This is a genomic window from Methanomassiliicoccales archaeon (assembly GCA_038740345.1).
Lineage (GTDB): Archaea > Thermoplasmatota > Thermoplasmata > Methanomassiliicoccales > UBA472 > JAJRAN01.
In genome coordinates this window covers 1-17,777 of sequence record JAVYMA010000028.1, presented here as the reverse complement: position 1 = coordinate 17,777, position 17,777 = coordinate 1, and the positions used below count along the sequence as shown (strand labels likewise).

At 50.5% G+C, this 17,777-nt stretch carries 20 protein-coding genes; 6 read left to right on the top strand and 14 right to left on the bottom strand.

What is annotated here, in order from left to right; translation table 11 throughout:
• From QW520_08145 to QW520_08105, 9 genes are all read right to left on the bottom strand, one after another.
• The coding region (locus QW520_08145; GenBank protein ID MEM0449773.1) for a V-type ATP synthase subunit B at positions 1 to 292 on the bottom strand (292 nt) is incomplete at its 3' end.
• A complete protein-coding gene (locus tag QW520_08140; GenBank protein ID MEM0449772.1) occupies positions 293 to 2,023 on the bottom strand; it encodes a V-type ATP synthase subunit A in 1,731 nt (576 codons plus the stop codon).
• Between the two features lies 1 nt (position 2,024).
• Positions 2,025 to 2,330, bottom strand: coding sequence for a V-type ATP synthase subunit F (locus QW520_08135; GenBank protein MEM0449771.1), 306 nt, complete (start codon positions 2,328 to 2,330; stop codon positions 2,025 to 2,027).
• Positions 2,330 to 3,394 (bottom strand): ATP synthase A1 subunit C, encoded by a 1,065-nt coding sequence (gene ahaC, locus QW520_08130; protein ID MEM0449770.1) that lies wholly within the window; start codon positions 3,392 to 3,394, stop codon positions 2,330 to 2,332. The genes QW520_08135 and ahaC overlap by 1 nt, the downstream gene beginning before the upstream one ends.
• A 4-nt stretch (positions 3,395 to 3,398) precedes the next feature.
• The gene (locus QW520_08125; GenBank protein MEM0449769.1) at positions 3,399 to 3,956 is read right to left on the bottom strand and encodes a V-type ATP synthase subunit E family protein; all 558 of its coding nucleotides are present in this window, start codon (positions 3,954 to 3,956) and stop codon (positions 3,399 to 3,401) included.
• Between the two features lie 27 nt (positions 3,957 to 3,983).
• The gene (locus QW520_08120) at positions 3,984 to 4,214 is read right to left on the bottom strand and encodes an ATPase (GenBank protein ID MEM0449768.1); all 231 of its coding nucleotides are present in this window, start codon (positions 4,212 to 4,214) and stop codon (positions 3,984 to 3,986) included.
• A gap of 4 nt (positions 4,215 to 4,218) precedes the next feature.
• Positions 4,219 to 6,270, bottom strand: a complete 2,052-nt coding sequence (locus tag QW520_08115) for a V-type ATP synthase subunit I (GenBank protein ID MEM0449767.1) — start codon at positions 6,268 to 6,270, stop codon at positions 4,219 to 4,221.
• On the bottom strand, positions 6,257 to 6,589 hold the full coding sequence (locus QW520_08110; protein ID MEM0449766.1) for a hypothetical protein: 333 nt from the start codon (positions 6,587 to 6,589) through the stop codon (positions 6,257 to 6,259). Before QW520_08110 ends, QW520_08115 begins: the two co-directional genes overlap by 14 nt.
• 149 nt (positions 6,590 to 6,738) lie before the next feature.
• On the bottom strand, positions 6,739 to 7,206 hold the full coding sequence (locus tag QW520_08105) for a dCMP deaminase family protein (GenBank protein MEM0449765.1): 468 nt from the start codon (positions 7,204 to 7,206) through the stop codon (positions 6,739 to 6,741).
• Between the two features lie 90 nt (positions 7,207 to 7,296).
• On the opposite strand from QW520_08105, the gene QW520_08100 reads away from it, so the two are divergent.
• Complete coding sequence (locus QW520_08100) at positions 7,297 to 8,364, top strand: S26 family signal peptidase (protein MEM0449764.1); 1,068 nt, start codon at positions 7,297 to 7,299, stop codon at positions 8,362 to 8,364.
• Here the strand turns inward: QW520_08100 and QW520_08095 are convergent, their stop codons facing one another.
• Positions 8,365 to 9,600 (bottom strand): ORC1-type DNA replication protein, encoded by a 1,236-nt coding sequence (locus QW520_08095; GenBank protein MEM0449763.1) that lies wholly within the window; start codon positions 9,598 to 9,600, stop codon positions 8,365 to 8,367.
• A 103-nt stretch (positions 9,601 to 9,703) separates the two neighbouring features.
• A complete protein-coding gene (locus QW520_08090) occupies positions 9,704 to 9,922 on the bottom strand; it encodes a hypothetical protein (protein ID MEM0449762.1) in 219 nt (72 codons plus the stop codon).
• 179 nt (positions 9,923 to 10,101) lie between these two features.
• Here QW520_08090 and hflX point away from each other — a divergent pair, with 179 nt between their 5' ends.
• Entirely contained in the window at positions 10,102 to 11,367 is a 1,266-nt protein-coding gene (gene hflX, locus QW520_08085; protein ID MEM0449761.1) for a GTPase HflX, read from the top strand.
• Positions 11,368 to 11,474: 107 nt separating this feature from the next.
• Here hflX and QW520_08080 read toward each other — a convergent pair whose 3' ends face one another.
• Positions 11,475 to 11,822 carry a hypothetical protein gene (locus tag QW520_08080; GenBank protein MEM0449760.1) on the bottom strand — a complete coding sequence of 116 codons (348 nt, stop codon included), beginning with the start codon at positions 11,820 to 11,822 and terminating at the stop codon, positions 11,475 to 11,477.
• Positions 11,823 to 11,921: 99 nt separating this feature from the next.
• Between QW520_08080 and QW520_08075 the strand changes: the two genes are divergently transcribed.
• The 4 genes from QW520_08075 (at position 11,922) to QW520_08060 (ending at position 16,182) form a co-directional block, all read left to right on the top strand.
• The gene (locus QW520_08075) at positions 11,922 to 12,260 is read left to right on the top strand and encodes a hypothetical protein (protein MEM0449759.1); all 339 of its coding nucleotides are present in this window, start codon (positions 11,922 to 11,924) and stop codon (positions 12,258 to 12,260) included.
• A gap of 47 nt (positions 12,261 to 12,307) precedes the next feature.
• Positions 12,308 to 13,606, top strand: a complete 1,299-nt coding sequence (locus QW520_08070) for a tRNA(Ile)(2)-agmatinylcytidine synthase (GenBank protein MEM0449758.1) — start codon at positions 12,308 to 12,310, stop codon at positions 13,604 to 13,606.
• Between the two features lie 69 nt (positions 13,607 to 13,675).
• Positions 13,676 to 14,863, top strand: coding sequence for an acetyl-CoA C-acetyltransferase (locus tag QW520_08065; GenBank protein MEM0449757.1), 1,188 nt, complete (start codon positions 13,676 to 13,678; stop codon positions 14,861 to 14,863).
• A 77-nt stretch (positions 14,864 to 14,940) separates the two neighbouring features.
• Positions 14,941 to 16,182 carry a M20 family metallo-hydrolase gene (locus QW520_08060; protein ID MEM0449756.1) on the top strand — a complete coding sequence of 414 codons (1,242 nt, stop codon included), beginning with the start codon at positions 14,941 to 14,943 and terminating at the stop codon, positions 16,180 to 16,182.
• A gap of 58 nt (positions 16,183 to 16,240) precedes the next feature.
• Here the strand turns inward: QW520_08060 and ftsY are convergent, their stop codons facing one another.
• Together ftsY and pfdA are read right to left on the bottom strand one after the other, a co-directional pair.
• The gene (gene ftsY, locus QW520_08055; GenBank protein MEM0449755.1) at positions 16,241 to 17,173 is read right to left on the bottom strand and encodes a signal recognition particle-docking protein FtsY; all 933 of its coding nucleotides are present in this window, start codon (positions 17,171 to 17,173) and stop codon (positions 16,241 to 16,243) included.
• Between the two features lie 7 nt (positions 17,174 to 17,180).
• Positions 17,181 to 17,603, bottom strand: a complete 423-nt coding sequence (gene pfdA / locus QW520_08050; protein MEM0449754.1) for a prefoldin subunit alpha — start codon at positions 17,601 to 17,603, stop codon at positions 17,181 to 17,183.
• Positions 17,604 to 17,777: the final 174 nt, after the last annotated feature.

The following is a 17,777-nucleotide window of genomic DNA, read 5'->3' as shown; positions in this document are numbered from 1 at the left end:
CCAGAGGCTCACCAGAACCTGACAGAATGCGGCCTAGCATATCCTGCGAGACGGGCATGCGCAGAGTCTCGCCCGTGAACTTCACGCCCGCGGAGCGCTCCACCCCTGCGGTCCCCTCGAACATCTGGATGACGACCACTTCGTGTGAGGAATCGAGGACCTGGCCACGCCTCTCCTCGCCACTGGGGAGGGTGACAACCGCTATCTCGTTATAACCCACTGGTTCCGTCCTCTCCACGAAGACCAGGGGGCCTGCGATCTGAGATATGGATCTATACTCTTTGCTAGTCATCTATTTACCTCCCAGGGCTTCGAAGGCCTTTTCCATTTCATTATTGATGGCCTCCAGTTCGCTATCCACTGCCTCCTCGAATTTGCTCTTTCCCAAGCGGGTGCGAAGCGGCATGTTGGCGATCTGCTCCACTAATACTTCATTCTCCACTGCCCTCTTGGATAGGTCTGCGAAGCGCTTGATGGTCTTCATCACTTGATACTGGCGCTTCATGGGACAGTAGGTGTCAACGGGATGGTAGGCGTTCTGCTGCAGCACGATCTCGCGCAGCATCCTCGCTACCTCCAATGTGAGCTTCTGCTCCTCCGGCAGGGCATCAGAGCCTACCAGCTGCACCACCTCCTGCAGCTCTGCTTCCTTCTGCAGCACCTCCATGGCCCAGGCGCGCAGCTCTGGGAAGTCGGGAGCCACGTTGGAACGATACCAACCGTCAAGGCTGGTTCCATAGAGTGAATAAGAAGTAAGCCAGTTGATGGCAGGGAAGTGCCTGCGCTCGCGCAGTTTGGAATCCAAGGCCCAGAACACCCGCACGATACGTAGCGTAGCTTGCGTAACTGGCTCAGAAAGATCCCCTCCGGGAGGTGATACCGCCCCTACCACCGAGACCGAGCCTTCTTTGCCCGAGAGAGTCTCCGCCCGGCCCGCGCGCTCGTAGAACTCCGATAGCCTGGCGGAGAGATAGGCAGGGAACCCTTCTTCTCCTGGCATCTCCTCCAGCCTGGAGGAGATCTCCCTCATCGCCTCAGCCCATCGGGAGGTGGAGTCGGCCATGAGGGAAACATCATATCCCATGTCCCGGTAGTATTCGGCCACCGTCATTCCAGTGTATACGGACGCTTCTCTGGCCGCCACGGGCATGTTAGAGGTGTTGGCTATCAGCACCGTCCTGCCCATCAAGGGCTTGTGCGTCTTGGGGTCCTCCAGCTCAGGGAAGAGGGTAAGCACTTCGGTCATCTCATTGCCGCGCTCACCGCATCCTATATAGACCACAATGTCTGCATCGGACCATTTCGCTAATTGCTGCTGCGTCACGGTCTTCCCTGTCCCGAAACCGCCAGGGATGGCAGCCGTACCGCCTTTTGATATTGGGAACAGAGTGTCCAGAATGCGCTGGCCCGTCAAGAGCGGCACATCGGGCGCCAATTTCCGGTTCACTGGTCGCCCATACCGCACTGGCCACAATTGCATCATGGTGACCGGCTTGCCGTCTATGGTGGCGATCGGATCCGTGACCGTGAAATCACCGGAGCGAATCTCCTCCACCGTGCCCTTCATGCCCAATGGTACCAAGATGCGATGGGTAATGGATTTTTCAGGGGCAGTCCCGAGGATGGCTCCTTCCGTGACCTTGTCTCCCTTTTTCACTGAGGGGGTGAAGGTATACTTGGCCTTACGGTCCAGGGCTGGTGCCGTCACGCCTCTCTTAATGAAGTCCCCCATGGCGGCCATGAGGTCGGGAAGAGGCCTTAAGATGCCATCATAAACCGTTCCTAGAAGCCCAGGCCCAAGCTCAGCGACCAGAGGCATACCAGTTGATGATACCGGTTCGCCCGGCCTTATCCCCGAAGTGTCCTCGTAAACCTGGATGACCGTTTTATTGCCCACGATCTTGATGACCTCACCCATGAGCTTTTCCTTGCCCACCTGGATGACGTCATACATCTTGGGGGAAATCCCAGTCGCAGTCACCACAGGGCCTGCTACCCTGTTAATCTCACCTACATTAGCCATTTCAACCCCTCTCAGTTTTGTATAGGTCAACGCCAATAGCTCTCTTCACCTTCTCGCGAAGGTCGCCCTCGCCCTTGCCTATAGGCACGACCACGGGCGCTATACTCTCCAATACCTTCCTTCTTGTGATAGCCCCCAACCTCTCTAGGTCGGAGGAATTCATGACAAGGACACCGATGGTAGAGTCCGCGATAAGCTCTAGGACTCGGCGCTCCAGATCGGCGTCCGAGACAGGATAGACTCGCTTCAAGCCTGCCAATCTGAAGCCTAGGACGAATTCGTCACTACCTACGACCGCGATGTCCATTAAATCACCAGTAGCCTCTTTATCAGTTCGGGATCCATTCCGCTCTCCTTGCCTCTGGCAATGATTCGGATATTATCGACTTCGACTTTCTTCCTTATTATAAAATCTAGGATAGGCAGTACTGAAAGCGGATACAGTCTTGAGAACTTCTCTGAGGATTCTAAAGTGTATCTTTGCAGAGCCAAGGATATCTCCGCCAGCGAGCCAGTACGCCTGAACGCTTCCAGACCTTCTTTGTTCTCGGAAAACATGCGAAGGTTCGAGAGTTCAGATAAAAGCTTATCCATCCCCTCCACTGTCGCTAGTCTGATGAACTCCTTCTGGTCAATTTCCTCTCCTCCAGGGACGAAAAAGCCAGTAATCCGATCAGCGGATAGGTTTTCCCTTTTGCATTTAAGCAAAGTCATCACGTTGAGCACATCAATCTCCCGAGCGACATAAGAGTAGAATTCCTTGCCCGCCTTGGATCTTCTATCGATTTTGCTCAGCAATCTCTCATAATAGACCTTATCCAAATAGTCTTCAATCTGAGCTAACGTGCCTGTGCGTTCCACTGAGGAAATTAATTCCTCTGACAACTGAATGGTTTCCATTCCCTTCAGAGCCTCTAGAACTTCTTGAACGTTCTCTAGCGAAACCAGGCGATTTAGAGTTTCCTCACTTATCGAGCCCGCAGCGACAAGATCCTCCTTAATCTCATCTACGCTAGCTCCATAATACTTACCTCTTAGGATGGTTTTGATATTCCAGGCGTCCCACCTACCTAGATAGCTGGCAACCATCTCTCTGAGATCTCCTTTAGTGAACCCTAAAATCTCTGTATAAACCCTGGCCAGGTTTCTACTCGTACCCAGCTCAATTAGGTTCACCCCATCCCACTTGGATGCCAGAGCTGCCATCTCCACCTTATATTGGGTCTCACCTAGGAAACGGCCAATCTCATTCAGGTCCATCATCAACAGCTTAGGGTAGTTGTCCTTTGAGAGCAGGAATTTTTTCTTAGCCTTAACTCTGGCGCAGGCATAAGAATAATTGCCCTTTCTACCCCAGCGTGGAATCCGCATTTCTTCACCCAAACAGGATGCCAGATACGTTCTTTAATTCCTTCTCCCAGATGCTTTCTAAGATGGTATCAAACTGAAAATCCAACCTTACTAAACCGTCTCTTGACTCGAGAACCAGGCCCGGGCCCATATCCATTTCAATTACAGAGCCCACGCCAGGAAGGGAGCTAACAAGGGGAGATTCTCCCCTTGGGCAATAGACTGTAGGTTTGGAAACGACCTTGATACCATTCTCCAATATCTTCGAGTAAATCCTTGCCTTCTCAGATTGGCTTAGCCTTGCCAGCTCCTTCATTGTTTCCTCGAAGGTCCTGTCAAGCACTTCCTTTTTTGTATTGAGGACGACCCTCTTAGCTTCAAGTTCGGCACTGGATAACTCCTGTTGCCTCAGACGTTTGACCGACTCCTCTATGCTTTTCTCGCTCTCGGCCCTGCGTCTCGTGATGGCTTCATTAGCTTGAGCTAAGATCACTCCCCTTTCTTTCTCCCCGGCAGCGATGAGTTGGTCTGCATCCTTCCTGGCATTTTCCAGGATTTTCTCGACCACTCGTTCTAGCGCCATGAACAGGCCTCTGGTTGACTGTTTCCTTTACGGAGCGAATTGGCCCATAGATGTCCAAAGCAGAATGCCCATGACCAGCCCAAAGATCACAATCGTCTCTGGGATGACGGTAAGAATGAGACCCTTACCGAACAGTTTCTCGTCCTCAGCCATGGCGCCTATGGCGGCCGACCCGATCTCCTTCTCAGCCCATGCAGAGGCAAGGCCTGCTATACCTACTGCCAAACCAGCACCTATTGCTATCATTCCTGCGTCCATTTTTTCACCTCTCTGTCGTATACTTCCTAACTATCCTAAGCGGGGAGAATTTTGTCCCGCCTCCAGTATAGAACTTCGTGAAGAGTTCTACGTAATGGAGCCTAACCGAGTGCAGTCCGGCGGAAATGACCGCCAGCATGAATATCGTTAGATGTCCTATCATGAACACCACTATGGCGAAAAGCAACATCGCCCCTCCCGCCGGGGCTAGCATCTCAATTGCGATCATGTTGAAGGCCATGGCCATGCCTGCCTTCGACATCCCTATGGCAGCCAAACGGCTGTAAGAGAGCACATTTGTGAAGAGAGCAGGTAACTCAAGAATCGCACCTCCACCTTCTCCAATATAAGCGATGATGATGCCAGGAATAATTAGACCTAGCCCGATATAAATATATAAATCCACTGCTGGGAATCCCATCCAGGAGATGGGCTGAATTAGCATGTTCACCATGAATAGAAGCACCAGAAACAGGCCGAAGAGGATCATTAACCAGCCCATCTTCTCAAAGAACGCGTCCTTTAAACCATGCTGTTTATTTTTGTTATATATGCCTAAAATGAAACCAATGGCCAGGTGGGCAAGGCCGATGAAAAGTGTAGCGAAGAGGAAAATTTTAACGTCGTGTAGTTTGCTCAACATCCCCAATTGTGGCAAAGCTGTTCCCAGCATGGATGACCAGGAAAGCTCATTTCCCAAAGGATAAAGCTCCTTCAATTCCTCGATGCTCTCTCCGCCGTGAGCCACCCACTGAGGCCCGAAGTGCATACCAAAGGCCTCCCCAAAGAGGAATAAGCCAAATATGGTAGCCCATATCCCACCGAAGAAGAGCATGGTGGCAATTACCCTCCATTCACTTGTGCGGCACTTCCTTAGCCCGATGTAGCCCAAGATAGAGAACGCTACCCCATAGGCCAAGTCACCGACCATCAAGCCAAAAAAGAGCGGGAAGGTTATAGAGAGGATGTTTGTCGGATCCAGTTCGTTATATTTCGGAATAGATATGAGTTCCGTCAGAAATGAGAACTTTCCTATCGTCTTTCCCGGCGATAGTTTAGATGGAGGTTCTTCAACGACATGAATCTTCTCCGTTCCAGGCTTTGCTTCCTCAGGATGAATGTGCATCCTTCTAGGAACGGTCTCCAATACCTCAAGATGGCATCCGGTTCCTACTTTCTCATCCAACGCCTTTTGCAAGGCCAATACGTTCTTCGTAGGAACCCAGCCATCAAGAACGAAGGCATGCTCAGTCGCTCCCATGCGCAAAGGCAGTTCAGCCTTTTCCACCTGTATGCTCAGCTCCTCGTCGCTAGCCAGCATGAAGGACTGATATCTCTCACGCAACGACGCTATGTGGCTTTCTGCCTCCTCTATTTTGGCCTTGACGGATGCAATCTCGCCATCTAATGTTGATATGACTTTCTCTGGGCTTCCATCCAACCTTGGTGGAAGATATTCCATATAGCCATTCTGTACCAAAAGCTTCTGGGCTTCAGCTGCTTCCTCTTTAGCTACGAAGAGAGCCAAGAAACGCTTATCGGGTGAGAGGAAAAGCTCGAAATTTTTTATCTTTCCCGTTAAATCCTCTTCGGAAATTGATTTTACGAATCCAGTGAAAACGACCAAAAAAGAGTAACCTCGATACATTTCCAAATCAAGTGGAAGCGAAGCGAAGGGCTCCACCTGCTTGCGAGTGCTGTCCAGCTCTTGTAATTTTGACGTTAATTGATTCTTTTTCTCCAACGCCTCGGATATTTCTTTGCTAAGCGTGGATATGGCCGAGTCGAGATCCTTCCTTATTTGCGAAACTTCGATTTTATCCGCTACTTCCTCTCTTTCCACGCCCATGTCCTTTTCCAAGGCGCGGAGCTTCAGAAGTTTGGCGGATATCTCTGAGGCCACTGGCATAGGGGTGCCGAGTGAGAAACCTTCCTCCTCAGCAGAGAAATCGATTGGATGGACACACTCCACCGAATACAATATGTCGATGGTATCCTTCAGATGCTCTTTAGATCCTACGATTAGGACTTTAGTGATTTCCTCAGGGAGTAGCATCCAGAGCCCTCTCGAATTGCTCCTTAAGGTACTGCTTAGCCCTCGGGATATTGGATGAGGCTTTGTTAGCGATCCTCGTCGCCTCATCTCTTGCCTTCTTCAATATTTCCTCTTTTTGGGAAGCAATTAGGGACTTTTCCTTGGCGAAAGCCGCTTCCATATCCGCCTTTATCTTTGCCTCGGCCTCCTGCAGCATGCGGGCCGCATCCCTCTTAGCAGAGGAGATGGTCAATTTCTGACGCTCTTCAGCCTCCTTCACGATGGCCGCCGCTTTTGCCTCGGCTTCCTTAATCTTTAGAAGTGTTTCGGCCCTACTCAAAGGCGATCCCCCGAAGGTTAGGCCGACAATATCATGATTATATTTATAGGCTTTGAAATAGTGCCTCTTCTAGACGCTTAAGAATACTTCAAAAAACAGAATAAGCTGGCCTACTCCTTAGAAGTACGCATAAGCTCATGACTGTCTGCCTAGGGTTCCTCTGCTTCCAATGGAGGGATATATCTCTTAACGATCACGCCACTCTCTTCCAAAATCGCCTTGGAAAGCAGGTCCACATATTCGTCCTTATAAATTACCTCGCGAATGCCTGCATTCACCAGGATTTTCGCACATAACACGCACGGATAAGTCGTGGTATAAATCGTGGCGTCCTTGATGCTGACGCCGAAATACGCTGCCTGTATGACCGCGTTCTGTTCAGCATGAACCCCCCGACAGAGCTCGTGCCTCGTACCTGATTCTATATTGTTCTGAAGCCTCACGCACCCTACCTCTGCGCAATGCTTCAAGCCCTTCGGGGCGCCGTTGTATCCAGTGGTGAGAACTCTTTTCTCTTTGACCACCACTGCCCCCACTTGACGCCTCAGGCAGGTGGAGCGACTTGCCACCAGATCGGCCATGCGCATGAAGTATGTGTCGTTGTCGGGTCTAACCACGAGCCTCCCACATTTTACAAAGGATAATAATCTTGCCCTGTTTGCATTGTTGAAATGATAAGCGAGCGAGGGAAGACATAAAATAATGAAATGAAGTTTGAAGCCCGCATGTCCGCCAAGAGCCGGTTGAAAAAGCTGCTGAGGCCTTTTTCGGGTCTGATCTTGGCCGCCGTCATCGTTCTAATTTTTATTGGCGGGCTTTGGCTGTATGCGGGCATTTGGCCTCCTCTGGTAGTAGTGGAATCACCCAGCATGCAGCATTCTGACCAACGCTCTTATATAGGCATCATCGACACAGGTGATATGGTCATTCTGAAGACCGTGCGCTCTGCCACAGATATTAAACCTTATCTGGAAAGCTATCCAAGCGGATACTCAACCTATGGTAGTTTAGGAGATGTAGTGATATACCGGCCCTTAGGCAGCGAGGTCAGAACTCCAATAATTCATCGCGCCATTTGCAGAGTGGAGTATAATCAGAGCGGTGGCGGATTCGACGTTCCCGCCCTCAGAGATTTGCCGCGAGACTTATGGCAGGTCAGCGGTGGCCCCTCTACTTGGTACAACATCAAAACGACCTTGATACTCAATGAGATAGGACATGACGGCGTCCAGGTAAGAATTGACTTTGCCACCATGCTCAACAACTTCGCGGCTATGCATATCTCACCCCATGGAGGACTGATAACTTTGGGAGACAATAATCACGGCATTATCGATCAGAACTCCATCGGTGGGATATGCTGGAGGCCTGTCAAGGATGAGTGGATAAGCGGAGTGGCTCGAGGCGAGATCCCTTGGTTCGGACTCATCAAGTTATATGTGAACGGGCAGGCTTCAAGAGTGCCCATACCCCCTAACTCCCAGAGTAATCTTCTCATCAGTTTAGGCCTGATAATAGGGGTGCCAATCGCCATAGATGCCTCGACTATAATCCTAGAGCATAAGGGCATAGATTTACGTTCCAAAATGCGCAAGGCCTTGCATCTTCCAGAGAAGAAAAAAGAAGAAAAGGGCACAAAAGAAAGCGCTTCGGGCACTGACGATGCGGGATTGGGAAAAGGTAAGGCTGCTCAGCGGAAGAAAAATTCTATGGAGAAGAGTGGGAAGGGTGGCTCCTCCAGTTCAAGAAAAGGGAAGGGTAAGGACAAGGGTTGACTAGATAAGTGTGGTCTGCGTTTTTGGCTTGTAGTTTTTGAGTGGCTGGAGGATCTCGTCCTCCTCCAAAGTCCGCTTAGTCTCGGCCAGAGGTACTGCTGATTCTATCTCTTTAGTGCGGCCTCCACGGCCGAATGATTTAACTCTCGCATGGATGATGCCTAACATGTCCAACTCCGAAATCAAATCCGTGACCCTGCGTTGCGTGAGACAGGCCACACCTACCACCCTGCACAGGTCTCTATAGGTCTCATATACATCTCCAGTAGTCAATCGACCGTTATTCTTCTCTTCATTCATCAGTATTCCTAAGAGGACCAACTTCGACTGTGTTGGTAGCGTCTTAACCGCTTCTGTGACGCAGTCCAACTCTATCTTGTTCTTGGCTTTGTAAACATGGGCTTCGGTTATCTTATCATCATTATTGCGCTCTGCGATCTCTGCCGCTATGCGTAACAAATCAAGGGCACGTCTGGCATCTCCATGCTCTTGCGCTGCTAGGGCGGCACAAAGAGGTATCACCGGCCCTTCCAAAGTTCCTGGGTCGAAGGCCAAGGATGCCCTCTGATTCAATATGTCCTGGAGCTGCTCCGCGTTATATGGAGGGAAGACCATCTTTTCCTCGCCCAATCTGCTTCGAACGCGGGGATCCAAGAACTCAGTGAATTTCAAATCGTTTGAGATTCCGATTATACTCACCCTCGCCTTCATCAAATCGTCGTTCACCTTGGAGAGATGATAAAGGACGTCATCCCCACTTTTATAGACCAACTTGTCTATTTCATCCAAGACGATAATGACCACGCGATTCTGCTCGTCTATCTTCTCACGTAGGATGTTGTAGACTCTCTCTGTGGACCACCCTGTGAAAGGAATGCGCTCTTCAAAGTCCTGTATGAATTGATTCCCAATATTCTGTAGGACACCGTATTGCGTATCCACTACTTCGCAATTCATGTAAAGGAAAGTCACGCGATTCAATTCAGAATCGGCCTTGCGGATTTCGTTCCCTAAATACTTAACCACTGCTGTCTTACCTGTTCCTGTCTTTCCAAATATCAGGACGTTGGATGGTCTTTCACCTTTTAGTGCTGTAACCATTATTTGCGCCAGCTGATTGATTTGGCCTTGTCGATGGGGCAGAGCATCAGGAATGTAGGATGGGCGTAGTATCTCTCGATTTCTGCGAAATATCTGTTTTCCTGTGAGGTATTGAGTAAAGACGTTGTCTTCCACTTGAGCCCCCCTAAACCTCAGGGCGATGGCAATGCCCCACCCCTTTATTTCCTGTGGAAATGGACTCCGCCGAAGCGAGTTTCAGTGGAAAAGATGCTAAGCATTACATGAACCTTTCTTTTATTTTTAGAATCCAGATTCTATTTAGTCCGTTAACTTTTCGCGTGATTTTTCGTAGACCCCCCACCCCTTTATTTCCTGTGGAAACTTGGAAAATCATAGCAACAACTATTGAGTTAAAGCTGAGGTTTATTTGCTGATTGCTTCCATGACAGGCAAGCAATTCTGCGTCTTCTAAATGACTATTCTTGTAGGCTTTCACTTTAAACTCATCTAATAACTACAAGGACAGATGATGGATAAGGACTTATGAGCTATATCATCAAGGTTTTTTGTTAGACAACACTTTCTTTTGATTTTGTTATGCCAGAAAAAATTGTCCTCGATAAATGTGTTGCAGAATCATATTCATTATTAAAGCTGTCTATTTAAGAAATAGAAATGATGGGAAAAACTTGTGCAATCGTTACCCTAGATAAGAACCTTAAGGAGATAGAAGAGCTTGCTAGCAGTGCGGGCTATGATATCATCTATGTAATCTATCAAAAACGCTCATATCCAGATCCATTAACCTTCATCGGGAAAGGGAAATTGAATGAGTTAAAAGATATAACTTTGCAGAGGCGTGTTGACACTTTGTTAATTAATGGTGAGCTTCGTCCTTCACAGCATTATCATTTAGAGAACTTCTTGAAAATTGAGTGTATCGATCGTATTCGTCTGGTGCTCGAAATATTCATGCTAAGAGCAAACGACAGGAAATCTAAGCTTCAAGTAGAGAAAGCAAGGCTTCGATACGAAATACCTCTTCTGAGAGAATGGATTCATAGCGCCAAGGCAGGGGAACATCCTGGCTTCCTTGCTGGAGGAGAATATGCAGTTGATGTCTATTATGACCTTATTAGAACCAGAATACGGCGTATTGACAAAGAGCTAGCTTCAATCCACTCTTCTGAAGAGAATAGAAGGAAAAGCAGAAGAAAGGATGGTTTCATTCTGGTTTCCTTCGCTGGATACACGAACGCAGGAAAATCATCTATGATGAAAATATTAACTGGAAAGGAAGTAGTCATTCAAGATGAAATGTTCTCTACCTTAACCACCACAACGAAAAGAATGCAAGGAACATCACTTCCTATCTTGCTTACCGACACTATTGGCTTCATCCAAGATCTTCCGCCATATGTAATTGAAGCTTTCAAAAGCACGCTGACAGAGATTTTTTCCGCGGATTTGATACTTTACACTATCGACATCTCAGAAAATCTAAAAGAAGTTGAAAGAAAAATAGACACGTCAGAGAAGATACTTTTTCCTGAGGTTGATTCTAACAAAATTATCGTGATACTTAATAAAATAGATTTGCTGGATGAGAATAAGATAATGAATATCCTGGACTTCATCAAGAATAGATTCCCTTCCTGTGAATATTATTTCACATCGACGAGAACAGGACAAGGAATCGAAAAACTTCGTTCGGCAATAATAAGACGTTTCGCTGTTCAAAATCGCTTTGAGATAACATTACCTCATGCCGAAGGTGTTGAAAGTTTCATTTCCTCGCTTCACGAAAAGGCTGAGATCTTCGAAATCGAACGCTCAAATAGCATACAAATCAAAGGCTCATGCAGATCTATAGATATCATGGTGTTGACAGCTAAGGTTAACAGCCTTGGAGGAAAAATCGAATTCTATTCGTCTGAATAATGCATTCTTGACTCACTCAATACAGCATAAGACACCAAAATTTGAAAGGCGAGGCCATTATTTTGCGATTACCGAGATTTCCACAGGAAATAGAGGGGTCCCCCTCATCACTTGATACCTAGCTCTTCCTTCTTCTTCTTTAATCGCTTCTCATACTTTGTCGGCATACGCCACGCAATATACTCAGCAGCGTCCTGACTTCTTATGAATTCTGCTTTACTCTCTATCTTCATATATCGCTCGAACTCACTCGCCCTTCGCAGATATCCTATCAATAAAAGCAAGCCTACAATAAACACTATGAAACCAATCACAAGTAACCAATAGGCCCAACCCCCAAGACCAATATCATCAACTGTTATCTGGACAAGGCTTATAGCAGACAGCAATGCGCCAACGCTTGAAGCCATGATAGCGATGCCCAGAGCATGCTCCACTTCGAATGGCTTAGGCATGTTCATGCGCATCAAAATTCGATTATATTTTTCTTATCTAGCTCAGAGAATTAAATGTAAACCGAAAGGGGAAATGCCACCTCTACGAAAATCAACATTATGAGGTCCCTGCAAGCTCTGCTCCTCCTATCCTGTCTCTCGGTCGTAATCATGATTGCCCTCTCTGACCCTTCCCTTCCAATATCGCAGGATTTCAACTCCAAATACCCCTCAGATAGCAAGATACAAATGGTGTGCCGTGTGCGTAGCGCAAATGAGTCCCAAAACGGCTGGGTGCTGGAATTGGAAGACGCTCACGGCTCGCTGGCCAAAGGATTCCTACCCCGTTCATTGGGACTCGCTCCCCCACCCCAATCATCCATCGTGGAGGTTATTCTGCAACCCTCCGATAGCCCGCAATTTTATTTCATCAGATCCCTAGTGATCATCAAAAGCTAGCCCAATCGAAAAGGGTTTAGACCAGAGAACACTCCTCACCAACGAGCATGTACATCGCCTTCGACGACACGGACTCCACCAATTTCATGTGCACTACCTTCCTAGCCACCGAAATAATTCGAGCCTTGCCGCAGTACGACCTTATCGGCTTCCCAAGACTAGTCCGCCTCAATCCTTCCGTCCCATGGAAAACGAGAGGGAATGGAGCCCTCTGCTTAAGGCTCGGTCACGGAGCGGGACAGAGCTCGATTATTGGCGAGATTGAAGGCAGGGAGATCAAGAGCTATTCAAGATCTAAAGGAGCCCCAGATCGTGATGAGGTGTTGGAACTATGCCATCAACTGTTGACTAAGTGGTCCCGAACTCAAGAGGACGCCAGCCCTGGCATGGTCGTCAGCGAGCGCCAACCCTCGCAAAGGTTGTATTGGAGGACGGTACGCGAGATAGTGAGAAAGGAAGAAGTATTGGAAGAGCTTCATCGCGTTGGAGCGTCATTTTTTGAATTGGCCGGAGGGCGGGGGATCATCGGTGCCAGCGCAGCAATGTCATGGAGGCCGAGGGACAGAACCTATGAGATCTTAGCCTATAGGACCAGGGAGCGGTGGGGCAGCCCTCGGGAAGTAAGACCAGAGGATGTGGCTCTGCTGGATTCACTATTCCCCTCCACCTTCAACAATTATGATAGCGTGGCTCAGAGGCCGGTAATAGTGCCACATTCTCCATGCCCCATCCTCTTTGGCATCAGGGGCGACGATCCTTCAGTGCTGCCAATCGCCATGCGCTCTATCCGTGGCGAAGCCATCGACCGCTGGCTTATATTCATAACTAATCAAGGAACGGATGATCACATAATAAGAAAATGGTCGGAATTAAGGCCATGGAGCTCTTATTGCGTGCAAGGTAAGGTCTCGAAAGCTCCTCGCACCATTGCCGGAGGACATGTGATTTTAGGCCTCAGCACAAAAGTAGGAGAAGTGGAATGCGCCGCTTATGAGCCTTCGAAGGAGTTCCGCGAGGTGGTCCGCAAACTCATCGCCGGCGATGAGGTGGTTGTGATGGGCGAACTCAGAGAGAATCCTCGCACCCTCAATCTGGAAAAGCTGTGCGTAACAGAACTGGCGCGCGATTGGCGTAAAGTTTCCAATCCCATCTGTCCCCAGTGTTCGAAGAGCATGAAATCCATGGGGGTGAGTGGCTGGTACCGCTGCAAGCGCTGTGGGCAAAAGTCAAAGGGAGGCGAAAAAAGAGAAGAAATGACAAGAGACCTGGTCCCGGGTTGGTATGAGCCACCCGTCAGGGCCCGACGACACCTCAGCATGCCGCTTAAGCGTCAACTCCTTCCATGATTTCGACCATGGTCGTATCCCATCATCGTCAATTTTTTATATGGATACCTTCTTCGGCGCCGCGAGGCGATGAGCACGAGGGACGACGAGGTCGTTATTCTTAGCGCTGTACGGACGGCCATGGGAAAGTTCGGTGGGACGCTGAAGGACGTACCAGCGGTGGAGCTGGGGGCTACGGTGATCCGGGAGAGCGTGAACCGCGCCGGCCTGGAGGCGAAGGACATCGAAGAGTGCATAATGGGCATAGTTCTCAGCGCTGGAGTGGGCCAGAATCCGGCGAGACAGGCTGCCATGCGTGCCGGCCTCCGCCCCGAGATCGGATCGCTGAACGTGAATAAGGTCTGCGGTTCCGGCCTAAAGGCGGTGATGCTCGCCGCCAATGCCATAAAGGCAGGGGAGCATCAGGTCGTGGTGGCAGGAGGAATGGAGAACATGAACATGGCCCCCTATCTCCTGCATCAGGCGCGCTTCGGCTACCGCCTCAACGACAATAAGATAATCGATCATATGGTGCGCGACGGCCTTTGGGACTCTTTTAACGACATGCATATGGGCATGACGGCTGAGATTGTGGCCCAGCGTTTTCACGTCACGAGAGAGGAGGCGGATTTGATGGCGCTGGAGAGCCATAGGAAGGCCAGTGAGGCCATCGCGCAGGGCAGATTCGAGGAGGAGATCGTGCCCTTACGCATAAGCTCCAAGAAGGGCGAAATGGAATTCAAGGTGGATGAGGGAGTACGTCCTGATACCAGCTTAGAAGCTCTATCAAAATTGAAGCCGGTGTTCATGGAAGGAGGAATCGTGACTGCTGGCAACGCTTCCCAGCTCAGCGATGGGGCATCTGCATTGGTGATCTCTTCTAGGCGCTTCGCCGAGGAGCGTGGTCTCAAGCCTTTGGCCAAGATCGAAGGATATCATACAGGAGGGGTCGAGCCCAAGCTGATCATGGAAGCGCCCATCCCCACCACGCGGGAACTGCTTCGCAGACTGGGCCTGACCATGGAGGATGTCGATCTATTCGAGCATAACGAAGCCTTCGCCACCGCTTCCGTGGCGGTGCGGAGGGAGTTGGGGGTTCCTGAGAATCGCTTCAACGTCAATGGAGGTGCGATCGCTCTCGGCCATCCCATTGGGTGCAGCGGGGCGCGTGTGCTGACTACATTGGTGCACGCTATGGCTAAAAGGGGAGCGCATCGGGGCCTGGTGACACTCTGCCTCGGAGGAGGCAATGCCGTGGCGATGAGCGTCGTGAGATGAGGGCAAAGAATCGCCCATTTTAAGGCAGAGCTATAGTTATTAATCGATGTAAATCTCATCACCCGTTGGGATAAGCGATGCCTTCCTTGGATGAGGTGATCTCCACCGTCGAGGGTTACAAGGGCGAGATGATAGAGGCGCTTACAGAGCTGCTACGCATCCCTGCGATAGGACCGGAGAATGGAGGGGAGGGGGAGTTCGAGCGCGCGCGCTTCGTAAGGGAATTAGCGGAGAGGTGCGGTTTTGAAGACATAGAAATGTACGATGTCCTGGACGAGAGGGTGCGGCTACGCTTGCGGCCCAACGTGGTGGCCAAAAGGAAAGGACTGTCTGAACAGATGGTTTGGATAGTCACCCATATGGACACTGTTACCCCGGGCAATCTGGATGCCTGGACCTATCCCCCCTTTTCCCCAAAGGTGGTGGATGGGAAGCTCTATGGCTTGGGCGCCGAGGATAACGGTCAATCGCTTATCGGCACCATGTTCGCTGCCAGGGCCTTGAACGAACTCGGCATGGTCCCGGAGAGAGGGATGGGATTGGCCGTGGTCTCGGATGAGGAGACGGGCAACACCAAGGGCATAAAATTCCTCTTGGAGGAGAACGTCTTCCATAAGAACGACTTCATCTATGTACCTGATTTCGGCGTTCCAGATGGCTCCGTGATTGAGGTGGCGGAGAAGCACATACTATGGCTGAAGGTGAAGGTGAAAGGGAGACAGACTCACGCTTCCACGCCGCAAAAGGGCATAAATGCCATGAAGCTAGGAAGCCAATTGATAGATTTCCTGGTGGAGCATCTGAACGCTCGATATGGAGAGGTGGACGCGACCTTCCTGCCCCCGGTCAGCACCTTCGAACCCACCAAGCGATTAGAGACGGTAGGGAATGTCAACACCATTCCTGGTGAGGATACTTTCTGGTTCGATGCCCGTGTACTTCCCAGATACGAACCCGAGGAAGTGGTGGAGACGGTCAGGAGTGTGGCGCGCTTGTTCGAACAGCGCAGCGGCGCCAAGATCACCGTGGAAGTGGATCAGATGAATCGCTCAGGACGTCCTTCCAGCACGGATAGCATTGCACTCATGACTCTTGCCAGCGCCATCAAGAAGGTGAAGGGCGTGGACGCGCATGCAAGGGGCATAGGAGGTGGCACTTGCGCCAATCTGTTCCGCCTCGCAGGCTATGACGCCTATGTCTGGGAAACGGTTGATGAGATGGCTCACAGCGTCAACGAGTACTGCAGGGTGGAGAATATGGTAGGCGATGCCAAGGTGTACGCCGCGGTGCTGGGTTCGCTTTGCTTCTCTCTTCATTAAGGAAATAAACGACCGCATGCAGCAACGACGAAGTCGACTTGCGATCTAACATGGGGGATCAGCTGGAGAAAAGACGCTCCACCATCCATTTACTGTCGAACTTGATGATGTCTTCGTATTCCTGCCCTGTTGATAGGAAGGCTATCGGCTTCTTGATGGTATAGGCGATGGACAGCGCGGCGCCCCCCTTAGCATCGGCATCAATTTTCGTTAGTATGACGGCATCGATGCCTACCGCAGCGTCGAAAGCACGCGCCTGCTCGATGGCATCGTTCCCTGCCAGCGCATCCCCCACGAATACTACCAGATGAGGCTTGACCACGCGTTTTATCTTCTTCATCTCATCCATCAGATTGGTGTTGGTCTGCATCCTTCCCGCGGTGTCTATGAGTACCACGTCCTTCTTTCGTGCCCTAGCATGGTCCACGGCATCGAAGGCAACCGCTGCCGGATCGCCTCCTGGGGAATGCTTGATGACCTTGCTGCCCAGCTTCTCTCCATGAATGCTTATCTGTTCTATCGCCCCAGCCCTGAAGGTATCAGAGGCGGATATAACGGTGCTCATACCCTTTTGCTGCAAGCGATGGGCGATCTTGGCGATGCACGTGGTCTTCCCCGTGCCGTTGATGCCCACGAACATAATTATCACTGGCCGCTCGTGCCTCTCCACGAACTCATCGAAGTCGAATTTATTCTGGCTTAAAACGGCTTCCACCGCGTTCTTAAGTGATAGCCTTACTGCATCTTCCACGGCAAAGCGCTTGTCCACCCTCTTTCCCAACAGCTCTGCCCGCACGTTCTTCTTTATCTCCTCTACCACCGGGACTGCCACATCGGCCTGCATCAGTCCCAGCTCCAGGTCCCATAGAATCTCGTCCAATTCTTTCTCGTCGATCTTGCGGCCAGAATCGCCTATGACATCTGCCGCCCTCTCGGGAAGGGGCTCCTCCACCTTTTTGCGGGAGAACAGCTTCTTCAGGGCCTCGAACATCTAACCCTCATACCTGCTGCTGCAGGCGCTCGTATTCGGCCTGCACCACTTGCTGCAGCTGCGCCGAGCGCTGCTCAATTACCATGAGGCTTTCACTCACCTTCTTGGCAGCTTCGGAAAGCTCGGCAATCCTGGCTTCCAATGTCTTTATAGCCTCATCCACCGTGCGCTCGATCGTGACCCCAGAACCGACACCCACCAGCGCCTTGGTATTGTCAGAGACCTTGGCATAGACGAAGGAATTGCCCCCTATGGGCACCAGGACCTCCTCTCCTGGGGAGGCTTCCTTCCACTTCTCTAGTGTCTGGCGGGCCCTGGTGTACTCCTCCAGAGAGATTTGGATTATTTGCTGCTGTTCCAGGAGAGTCTCCGCTTGGGCGCGGAAAAGCTCCAGCGTGGCTAGAGCTTGTCTCAGCTCCTGCTCGTTCACTTGGCACCACCGACCTGGTGCTTGACCACCGGGTCCGTGATCTCCTCCGCCTTCAAGGGAACAAGCTCTTTTATAAGAACGTCCTTGCGCACAACGCGGTGCCTGCTGCCGAAGGTGGAGAGGATCTTCTCCGCCGCGGACCTCTCGTCGTCGGCGGCCACCTCTACAGTGACG

What these genes read in the sequence shown, in the direction of transcription:
- QW520_08080 (MEM0449760.1), bottom strand. Translation starts at nt 11,822, where the DNA reads ATGCCTAAGCCATTCGAAGTGGAGCATGCTCTGGGCATCGCTATCATG.
- QW520_08115 (MEM0449767.1), bottom strand. Translation starts at nt 6,270, where the DNA reads ATGCTACTCCCTGAGGAAATCACTAAAGTCCTAATCGTAGGATCTAAA.
- QW520_08075 (MEM0449759.1), top strand. Translation starts at nt 11,922, where the DNA reads ATGAGGTCCCTGCAAGCTCTGCTCCTCCTATCCTGTCTCTCGGTCGTA.
- QW520_08100 (MEM0449764.1), top strand. Translation starts at nt 7,297, where the DNA reads ATGAAGTTTGAAGCCCGCATGTCCGCCAAGAGCCGGTTGAAAAAGCTG.
- QW520_08070 (MEM0449758.1), top strand. Translation starts at nt 12,308, where the DNA reads ATGTACATCGCCTTCGACGACACGGACTCCACCAATTTCATGTGCACT.
- QW520_08125 (MEM0449769.1), bottom strand. Translation starts at nt 3,956, where the DNA reads ATGGCGCTAGAACGAGTGGTCGAGAAAATCCTGGAAAATGCCAGGAAG.
- QW520_08135 (MEM0449771.1), bottom strand. Translation starts at nt 2,330, where the DNA reads ATGGACATCGCGGTCGTAGGTAGTGACGAATTCGTCCTAGGCTTCAGA.
- hflX (MEM0449761.1), top strand. Translation starts at nt 10,102, where the DNA reads ATGATGGGAAAAACTTGTGCAATCGTTACCCTAGATAAGAACCTTAAG.
- ahaC (MEM0449770.1), bottom strand. Translation starts at nt 3,394, where the DNA reads ATGCGGATTCCACGCTGGGGTAGAAAGGGCAATTATTCTTATGCCTGC.
- QW520_08120 (MEM0449768.1), bottom strand. Translation starts at nt 4,214, where the DNA reads ATGGACGCAGGAATGATAGCAATAGGTGCTGGTTTGGCAGTAGGTATA.
- ftsY (MEM0449755.1), bottom strand. Translation starts at nt 17,173, where the DNA reads ATGTTCGAGGCCCTGAAGAAGCTGTTCTCCCGCAAAAAGGTGGAGGAG.
- QW520_08065 (MEM0449757.1), top strand. Translation starts at nt 13,676, where the DNA reads ATGAGCACGAGGGACGACGAGGTCGTTATTCTTAGCGCTGTACGGACG.
- QW520_08140 (MEM0449772.1), bottom strand. Translation starts at nt 2,023, where the DNA reads ATGGCTAATGTAGGTGAGATTAACAGGGTAGCAGGCCCTGTGGTGACT.
- QW520_08060 (MEM0449756.1), top strand. Translation starts at nt 14,941, where the DNA reads ATGCCTTCCTTGGATGAGGTGATCTCCACCGTCGAGGGTTACAAGGGC.